7 protein-coding genes are annotated in these 9778 nt (G+C 41.2%); 5 read left to right on the top strand and 2 right to left on the bottom strand.

Annotation, left to right across the window (positions count from 1 at the left end; translation table 11 throughout):
- On the top strand, nucleotides 1-352 hold a 352-nt coding region (locus tag ACTIEV_RS13880; protein WP_439516692.1), incomplete at its 5' end, for a transposase.
- Between the two features lie 103 nt (nucleotides 353-455).
- Here the strand turns inward: ACTIEV_RS13880 and ACTIEV_RS13875 are convergent.
- The gene (locus ACTIEV_RS13875; protein ID WP_322195353.1) at nucleotides 456-1433 is read right to left on the bottom strand and encodes an ROK family protein; all 978 of its coding nucleotides are present in this window, start codon (nucleotides 1431-1433) and stop codon (nucleotides 456-458) included.
- 25 nt (nucleotides 1434-1458) lie between these two features.
- Entirely contained in the window at nucleotides 1459-3150 is a 1692-nt protein-coding gene (locus tag ACTIEV_RS13870) for an MFS transporter (RefSeq protein WP_250685920.1), read from the bottom strand.
- A 127-nt stretch (nucleotides 3151-3277) separates the two neighbouring features.
- Here ACTIEV_RS13870 and ACTIEV_RS13865 point away from each other — a divergent pair, with 127 nt between their 5' ends.
- From ACTIEV_RS13865 to ACTIEV_RS13850, 4 genes are all read left to right on the top strand, one after another.
- Nucleotides 3278-4693: a glycogen synthase gene (locus ACTIEV_RS13865; RefSeq protein ID WP_322195352.1), complete on the top strand. Its 1416-nt coding sequence runs from the start codon at nucleotides 3278-3280 to the stop codon at nucleotides 4691-4693.
- Between the two features lie 154 nt (nucleotides 4694-4847).
- Nucleotides 4848-6131: a glucose-1-phosphate adenylyltransferase gene (locus ACTIEV_RS13860; RefSeq protein ID WP_322195351.1), complete on the top strand. Its 1284-nt coding sequence runs from the start codon at nucleotides 4848-4850 to the stop codon at nucleotides 6129-6131.
- Between the two features lie 88 nt (nucleotides 6132-6219).
- Nucleotides 6220-7608 (top strand): MFS transporter, encoded by a 1389-nt coding sequence (locus tag ACTIEV_RS13855; protein WP_322195350.1) that lies wholly within the window; start codon nucleotides 6220-6222, stop codon nucleotides 7606-7608.
- A 300-nt stretch (nucleotides 7609-7908) separates the two neighbouring features.
- Nucleotides 7909-9777 carry an alpha-amylase family glycosyl hydrolase gene (locus ACTIEV_RS13850; RefSeq protein ID WP_322195349.1) on the top strand — a complete coding sequence of 623 codons (1869 nt, stop codon included), beginning with the start codon at nucleotides 7909-7911 and terminating at the stop codon, nucleotides 9775-9777.
- The last annotated feature ends 1 nt before the right edge of the window (nucleotide 9778 follow it).

Raw genomic sequence — 9778 nt, 5'->3', positions numbered from 1 at the left:
CAGGAGACTCAGAGCAATAACAGTAGCCAATTACTATCGCCAGAGATGGCAGATTGAAACCTTTTTTAAACGCATCAAACAAAACTATGAACTTCAATATTTTTTGGGTGATAATGCCAATGCCATTAAAATACAGATTTGGTGTGCATTGATTGCTGATCTGATTTTAAAAGTAATTAGAAAGGGTAGTAAATCTAAAATGGCTTTTTCCAACCTTACAGGGCTGGTCAGATTACATTTAATGACTTACTTGGACTTGAATGCCTTCCTCAAATGGCCAGAAAAATCACTGCTCAATAAAATACAACAACAAAAACAAGTCTTACAGCCGCCGAATCTATTTAAAACTTAAGGGCTTGCATAACTCAAAACACTGTATTGGATAGCTCTAATCCAACAATCACAGACATCCGGTATCAAAAATAAATTTTCTCCGGACAGCAATGGCTCAAAGCTCACTGCTTCTCCCACACCAATGCCGAAGCCCCCAAAATAGCAGCATCCGACTCTTTCAGATGACTCACCAATATTTTCACTTTATTCTGAAATACCTGGATCAGATTTTCTTCCATGCTTTCACGCGTAGGTTTTAGGATCAGGTCACCGGCTTTGGTGAGTCCGCCGAAGAGGACGATGGCTTCGGGACTGGAGAACATCACAAAATTGGCGAGTGCAAGACCTAATATTTTTCCGGTGTATTCAAAGATGGACTTTGCAAGTTCATCACCTTCCATCGCAGCATCATATACTTTTTTAGAATCGATCTCATCTACCGGCACATTACGCAACCAACTGGGCTGGTCACTTTTTTCGAGTAATTCCAATGTGGTCAAACGAACACCGGTGGCTGAAGCATAACTTTCCAATGATCCTTTTTTACCCGTACCATCATGCATGCGTCCATCGGGGATGATGATGGTATGTCCGAGTTCACCGGCAAAGCCATCATGTCCGTAAACCAGTTTGCCATTGGCTACAATACCACTACCCACACCTGTTCCCAATGTGATCATGATAAAATCATTCATGCCTTTTGCCGCACCATACATCATTTCACCAATTGCAGCAGCATTGGCATCATTGGTGAGGGTAACAGGTAGTTTGAATTTATCTTCAATCATCTTGGCCAAAGGAATGATGCCCTTCCAGGGAAGGTTGGGTGCATATTCAATAGTGCCTGTATAATAGTTGCCATTGGGCGCACCCACACCAATACCTTTCATACGACCTACACCTCCGGCTTTTGCGATGAGGTCGGAGAGATGATGATAGAGTTCATCAATAAATGTTTCTACTTCTGCATGTTTACGCGTAGACATTTCACTCGAGAACAATACATTACCCACACGGTCAACGATACCAAACTTGGTACCTGTTCCACCAATATCAATTCCTATTGCAAGAGGTTCCATTGCAGCAGATGTAGTAGCCATACTCAATAATTTTTATTCAAAACAATTAATGTCCGCTTCCGGTTGATTTTTCAGTTTCATAATCGATACCCTGTTTGCGCAAGATACCTTTTACGACCACTGCAAAGAAAACCAAGTAAGCAAAACAAAGTAAACAAACCCAATACGATTGGTGAATACCATAACCTGCTGTTGTGGCATTCGATGATTGCAGGTAGTCAGCCATCTTACCCTGAATAGGAGGAATGATACCACCACCTAAAATCATCATGATCAGGAAAGCAGAACCTTGTGTGGTGTACTTACCCAAACCGGCAATAGACAATGAGAAAATACAAGGCCACATGATCGAACAACACAAACCTCCACTTAAAAATGCATAAGTAGCCACCGTGCCTTTGGTGAAAATACCAATGGCCATCGCAGTTACACCCAGTACACTAAAAATAAGCAGGGTACGAGCAGGTTTATCTTTGCTGATATAAAAAGCACCGATCTGAATCAATACACAGATGATATACCAATAGAGAGGAGTCATATCATATTGGGCAATGCTATTCGCACCAATCACAATACCAAATGCTACCAATGGAACGATAAAAGTCATCACTTTATGTGTAGAGCTCTTCAATTCAAAAGCACTGATGGCACCGGCCCAGCGACCGATCATCAAACTACCCCAATACATAGAAATAAAAGGAGCGATCTGTGATGATTGATAACCACCAAAATCTGCTTGCTTCAACAATTCACCCAGGTTACTTCCAATCGATACTTCCACACCTACATATACAAAAATGCCCAGCATACCCAAAACGAGTTGCGGATATTTCATCGCACCCCATCCATCCGATTTTTTCTGAGCGGTATAATTCGCAGCAATCAATCCAACCACCACTACTGCCAATGCACCAAACAACCATTTCATACGATAGGTTTCCAACTCATGTTGTGCAGCAGCACTCAGATCCGGCGCTAGGTTTTTATAACTATTGAAGATGGGAACAAACATCACCACCAATAATCCTGTCATGATAATAAGTGTAGTCAATGCTTTATTCGCAGGCTCTGTTTTTTCTTCCATGATACCGGATGGTACTTTCTTGGAAAAATGAAAGAGTGCGGCGGCAGCGATAAACAATCCACCCACACAACTATAGAGTACAATGACTTTACTTAAACTCAAACCTTTGATCTGCTCATCCGTAATGGCTGCAGTGGTACCAAACAAGGCAAGTGCTACAACGATGGGACCGATGGTGGTACCAAAAGAGTTCACCCCACCACCCAGGTTCACACGGCTGGTACCGGTAGATGGATCACCCAAAGTAATGGAGAAAGGTTGCGCAGCTGTTTGTTGTAAGGAGAAGCCCAAAGCCACAATAAACAAACCCACCAACATGCCGGCAAACGTATTTGCATTCACTGCAATGATCATGGCAGCCGCACCAATGGCAGAGAATAAAAGCCCATATACAATACTTTTCTTATATCCCCATTTTCCCACTAAATCCTTTCCACCAAACGCACCATAAGCAAAAAGTCCGAGTGCGCCGAGGTAATAAGCGAGATAAAAGGCGAAATCAATCAGCTGACTTTGAAATTGATCGAGACTGAAATAATGTTTACAAAAAGGAATGAAGACACTATTACCTGCGGCAATGAAACCCCAAAAGAAAAAAACGACAACTAGGGTGGTCAATGCGCCGGTATTGGTCGGTTGCTTTGGCTGGGTCATAACAATCGTTGGTTTTAATGAAGGATGTAAAATAATGAGAAAATGAAGATGTAAAAATTTTAAAAGTAGAATTTGATGGTAGCATTTTAGTTCTTAAATTGAGAGCAAACAAGACAAACTGCAATTCATGGAGATTATTCATGTCAGCGCCGAGTGCTATCCGGTGGCCAAGGCCGGTGGATTGGGAGATGTAGTTGGCGCCCTTCCTAAATACCAGGTGAAAGCCGGACATGTGGCCAAAGTAGTGATGCCCATGTACCGCACTAAATTTCTGTACGACAACGAATGGACAGTTGACTTCAAAGGACAAACCAATTTAGGTAACTGGTTTTTTGATTATACTGTTATTAAAGAACCCACCAATAAATTAGGATACGATTTATACCTGATTGATATCAATGGTTTGCTGGATCGTCAGAAGATCTATGGCTATGATGATGATGCCGAACGCTTCACCGCCTTTCAGATCGCATTTGTGAATTGGCTCGCCAGTTGGGAGCATCGTCCGGATGTGGTGCATTGCCACGATTACCATACCGGTCTTATTCCTTTTATGATGCAGTATTGTTATGATTACAATACACTGAAAACAGTGCCTACCGTTATCACGATACACAATGCACAATACCAGGGATGGATGGGTTGGGATAAAAGTAGATACGTTCCGCGTTGGGATCTTTGGAAGCGGGGTATGTTGGATTGGAATGAAACCATCAATCCACTCGCATCCGGAATCAAATGCGCAGCAAAAGTAACAACTGTTAGTTGGAGCTATATGGATGAACTCAGGAGTAATTCCAACGGATTGGAGAAATTGTTTGAATATGAGCGGGGTAAATGCGTGGGTATCTTAAACGGAATTGATAATGAAGTTTGGAATCCCGCTACAGATAAATACCTTGAACATCATTTTACTGTAAAGACAGTAGCGGCCGGAAAAGAAAAGAATAAAAAGATACTCTGTGAACGTTTCGGACTTGATGCTACCAAGCCTTTGTTTATTTTCATTGGTAGACTGGTAGGAGAAAAAGCAGCAGATATTTTACCACATGCTATTCGCATAGGTATTGAACAAACACAGGGACAAGCCAGCTTTCTGGTATTAGGTAGTGGAGAGACAAATGTGGAATGGGAGTTTCAACAAATGGCAGAGCCATATAAAGGTGTATTCAATGTGGTTATTGGTTATGATGAAACATTGAGTCATATCATGTATGCAGGGGCAGACTTTTTATTGATGCCCAGCAGGGTAGAACCATGCGGACTCAATCAGATGTATGCCATGCGTTATGGAACAGTACCGATGGTAAGAAGTACCGGAGGTTTACAAGACACGGTGGTAGACATGGGTGATCCGGATGGATTTGGTATTCGGTTCAATCATGCCACAGCAGATGATGTTGTTTACGCAATCAGTAGAGCTGTGTCTGTGTACCAAGACAAAACACATTTCAACTGGATGCGCCAACACATGATGCAGATAGATCATAGTTGGGAGAGTACAGTGGATGAGTATACGAATGTGTATAAAAGCCTGAAGTGATCTGTGATTTTTTGATCCCTGTCTGCCGACAGGCAGGTTTGATTTCTTGATTTAGTAGAGATAAAGTAAAAAATCAAAAATCAAAAGTCAAAAATTACAGATAAAAATCACAGATAAAAAATCAAGAAATCAAAGATCAAAAAATCAAAGATCCATGAACAGTATCTCAAAATCCGTATTAGCAGTGATCCTCGGTGGGGGAGCAGGTACAAGGTTGTATCCTTTGACAGCAAGCAGATCAAAACCCGCAGTTCCCATTGCAGGTAAGTATCGTTTGGTGGATATTCCCATCAGTAACTGTATCAACAGCAATATCAATCGCATGTTTGTATTGACGCAGTTCAACTCTGCTTCATTGAACAAGCATATCAAGAATACTTATCACTTCAGTGCTTTTAGTACTGGGTTTGTAGATATTCTGGCGGCAGAGCAAACACCTGATAATCCGGGTTGGTACCAAGGTACTGCGGATGCGGTGAGACAATCATTGCGCCATATTTCAAATATGGATTTTGAATACATCTTGATCTTGAGTGGTGATCAGTTGTACCAAATGGATTTCAGTGAGATGCTGGAAAGCCATAAAGCAAAAGGTGCCGATATTTCTATTGCTACCATTCCGGTGGATGAAAGAGATGCACCTGAGTTTGGTATCCTCAAAGCCGATGATGAAAACTTTATCACTTCCTTTATTGAGAAACCCAAGAAAGAATTATTACCTGATTGGGTGAGTGATACCGGAGCCGACATGCAGAAAGCAGGAAGAAATTACCTGGCTTCCATGGGTATTTATATTTTCAGTAAACATGCATTGTATCATTTGCTGAACAATGTACATCCCAATGCTACCGACTTTGGAAAGGAGATCATTCCGGATTCTATCGAGAATTATAAAGTGATCAGTTTCCAATACGATGGTTATTGGACAGATATTGGAAATATTTATTCTTTCTATGAAGCCAACCTCGCGCTCACACAAGAGATACCACCTTTCAATTTATTTGATAACAATAAAACGGTATACAGTCGCGCACGCATGTTGCCACCGGCAAAGATCAGTGGCACTACTTTGGAGAAAACCATCATCGCTGAAGGATCGATCATTCATGCGAGTAGAATAGAACAGAGTGTGGTGGGTATTCGTTCCCGTATTGGACATGGAACTACCGTAGTGAATAGCTATCTGATGGGTAATGATTATTATGAGACCATTGAAGAGATGGCAACGAATACTGCGAAAGGATTACCAAAGATCGGTATCGGTGAACGTTGTTATATCAAAGATGCCATTATTGATAAAAATTGTCGCATTGGTAATGATGTACGTATTAATGGTGGTGAACATTTGGCCAATACAGACCATGCTTTGTACACTGTGAAAGATGGTATTGTAGTGGTGAAGAAGCTGGCTGTATTGCCTGATGGATTTGTGATTTGATTTTTATTTTAGCCGCAGATTCGCAGATTTTTTACTCTAATCTGCGGCTAAACTTTATAATTAAGCTAACCTATATTAAACGATTGCCATGGCAAGTTCATCCCCGGTATCCACTAGCTCAGCGGGTCTCATGCCCAAACCACGTTTGTCGCTAACGCAGATATTTTTCATGAGTTTTGGTTTCTTAGGTGTTCAATTCGGATTTGCATTACAGAATGGAAATACGAGTCGCATACTCCGTTCATTTGGTGCAGATGTAGAACACCTGCCCATGTTCTGGATCGTTGCGCCGTTGATGGGGATGATTGTACAGCCGTTGATTGGTCATTATAGTGATAGAACCTGGAATCGCTTAGGAAGAAGAAAGCCTTATTTCTTATTGGGTGCTTTGTTATCATCAGCTGCCTTGGTCTTTCTTCCGAATTCAGCAGCGATGTCATCCATCATTCCTGCTTTATGGATTGGTGCCGGTATGGTGATGATTATGGATGCTTCATTTAATGTTGCCATGGAGCCCTTCAGAGCTTTGGTAGCAGACAATCTACCCGATTCACAAAGAACCAGTGGCTTTGCCATACAAACTTTTCTGATCGGTATTGGTGCAGTAGTAGGATCAGAACTCCCCTCTATTCTCGCAAAGAGCGGATTCTCGCAGGAAGCGGGGGAATCAGGTGTAGCAGATAATATCAAGTATGCATTTTATATCGGTGCTGCCGTTTTTATTACTGCCATTCTGGTAACAGTTTTTCTATCGAAAGAATATCCACCTGAAGAGTATGAAAAATACCATGGCAAGCAAGATGAAGCTTCCAAAAAAGAAGGACTCGGCGCCATCTTTAAAGATTTTAAGAATATGCCCAAGACCATGAAACAATTGGGATTGGTACAATTCTTTTCCTGGTTTGCATTGTTCAGCATGTGGGTATTTACAACAGATGCTGTTGCTACGCATGTATACGGATTATCACCTGATGATGCAAGATCAGTAGCTTACAATGAAGCAGGCAATAAAGTGAGCTCTGCATTTGGCACCTATAATTTAGTGGCAGCCATCTATGCATTGTTCATACCTGTTGTTGCTAAATTCTTAGGAAGAAAAGGAACCCATGCATTTTCACTCATTGCAGGTGGTGTTGGATTGATCTCTATTTACTTTATCAAAGACCCCGCCATGCTGACTTATTCAATGATTGGTGTTGGATTGGCATGGGCGAGTATTTTGGCAATGCCTTATGTGATTTTATCCGGTTCTATACCTGCAGGTAAACTGGGTATTTATATGGGGATATTCAATTTCTTCATCACTTTACCACAAATCATCAATGGTATTGGTGGTGGATGGATCGTAAAAAATATTTATGGTGGTCAGCCAATCTATGCTATTGTATTGGCGGGGTTCCTCATGTTATGCGGAGCTGTGAGTGTGTTGTTTGTGTATGATGCAGGTGCTATACGCATTAAGCAAGAAAAAGCATAAACGAAATCAAGAAGTAAAGAAATAACTCTGATCATTTATCAAAGTAAAAGTAAAGGCGGATACTGGAAAATTCACTTAGTATATTCGCAAGCCAAGAAGAAGCATTCTTCATCAGTCTCTGTGTACGGGCCTCATTGGGGTCGGTGTCAAGCGTAGCGAAGACATTTCAGATCATGCGCAGCAGATCTGAAAAGAGGCCAATGCAGCCCGGGAACAGAGACGGGGCCATACGGCCCAGGAGTAAAAAAAAATATAAACAGTAGCGTGTTAAGATAAATACAACGCTCATGATTAAATATTATGAAAAAGCTATTCAGTACACTATTAGCAGTTTGGATGATATTCTTGGTGAATGCACAAGAACTTACCATGTACCCCACACATTGGTTTGCAGGCATGAACAGAGATCGTGTTCAATTGATCTTAAAAAGTGATGACAGTCAATTTTCACGATCAAATGTCCGTGTGCAATATCCCGGCGTGAGCTTATTACGTACCCATCGTTTTAGTAATGGAAAATACCTGGTCCTGGATGTATCGATTAGCAAATCAGCACAACCCGGTAACATATCCATTATTACTACTAGCAATAAACAATCAAAAACATATACTTGGGCACTTAAAAAAAGAAGAGAGGGTAGAGGCACAAAGTTTGCACAAGGAGTTACTGCAAAGGATTTGATTTACCTGATCATGCCCGATCGTTTTAGTAATGGCGACCCTTCCAATGATCAGTTTGCCAATATGCATGATAACGGCAGTGATCGGAAAGATGTATTAAGAAGACATGGCGGTGATTTAAAAGGGATTCAAAACCATATCGATTACATGAAAGAATTGGGTGTAACCGCTTTATGGATGACACCTGTAATCGAGAACAATATGCCGCTGAACAAAGAAGCAGCCGGCATGATGAGTGGCTATCATGGTTACTGGTTTACGGATCATTACAAAGTTGACCCTCGTATGGGAGGCAACAACAGTTACAAAGAACTATCTGATGCATTACACGCCAATGGTATGAAACTCGTTCAAGACGCCGTGTACAATCATATCGGCTCTCACCATTGGATGGCTTTAGACCCGCCTTCAGCTGATTGGGTGAACCGTTGGGACAAGTATACCGGTAGCAATCATCGTGATGAAGCCTTGTTTGGAAAGTATTCCAGTGAAAAAGATCAAAAGCAAATGTTGGATGGTTGGTTTGTGCCACACTTACCGGATGTGAACCAACGCAATCCATTCGTTGCTAATTTTTTAATTCAACACGCGATCTGGAGCACCGAAGAGTTTGGTGTAGATGGTTGGAGAGTGGATACCTATAAATATTGTGATGAACCATTCCTGAACCGTATCAATGATGCTTTGTTGAGAGAGTATCCAAAACTTACCATCTTCGGAGAAGCCTGGACAAACACTGTTACCGGCAGTGCTTATTTCACCAGAAATAATATGGATGTTCCTTTCCGTCACAATGCAGAAGGTGTTACAGACTTCCCTTTGAATAGCGCCATCATGGCAACACTGAACCAACCCTTTGGCTGGACAGAAGGCGTGAACAAACTCTACATGACATTGGCACAGGATATTCTTTATAAGGAACCTAAGAACAATTGCATCTTCCTGGATAACCATGATATGGATCGTTTTTTGTCTGTAGTGAATGAAGACATGAACCGATACAAACAAGGTATTGCATTGTTGCTCACATTAAGGGGTATTCCTCAGTTGTATTATGGAACAGAAATACTGATGAAGAATTTTAAAAATCCAAGTGATGCCATGGTGCGATTGGATTTTCCGGGTGGTTTTGAGGGTGATGCACAGAATAAGTTTACTGTACAAGGTCGAACCACAGCAGAACAACAGGCTTTTGATTATGTAAAAACCATTGCACAGTATCGTAAAAATTCTGCTGCATTAACCACAGGAAAGACCACGCAATTTCTTCCTGCTGATGGATTGTATGTTTATTTCCGATATGATGATCTACATACCGTAATGTGTGTGATCAATACGTCATCATCGGTAAAAAAAATGTCATTGGCGGATTACAGTGAACGCACAAAAGGTTTTACAAAAGGAAAAGATATTATTTCCGGAACATCAATTGGAGAGAATTTTGAAGTAGCAGCCAATGGTACCATGATCATTGAATTATCGAAATAAA

The sequence above is a fragment of the Sediminibacterium sp. genome, from assembly GCF_051861365.1.
Lineage (GTDB): Bacteria > Bacteroidota > Bacteroidia > Chitinophagales > Chitinophagaceae > Sediminibacterium.
Note: the sequence above shows the minus strand (reverse complement) of the source record. Positions and strands in the feature narration are given on the sequence as shown.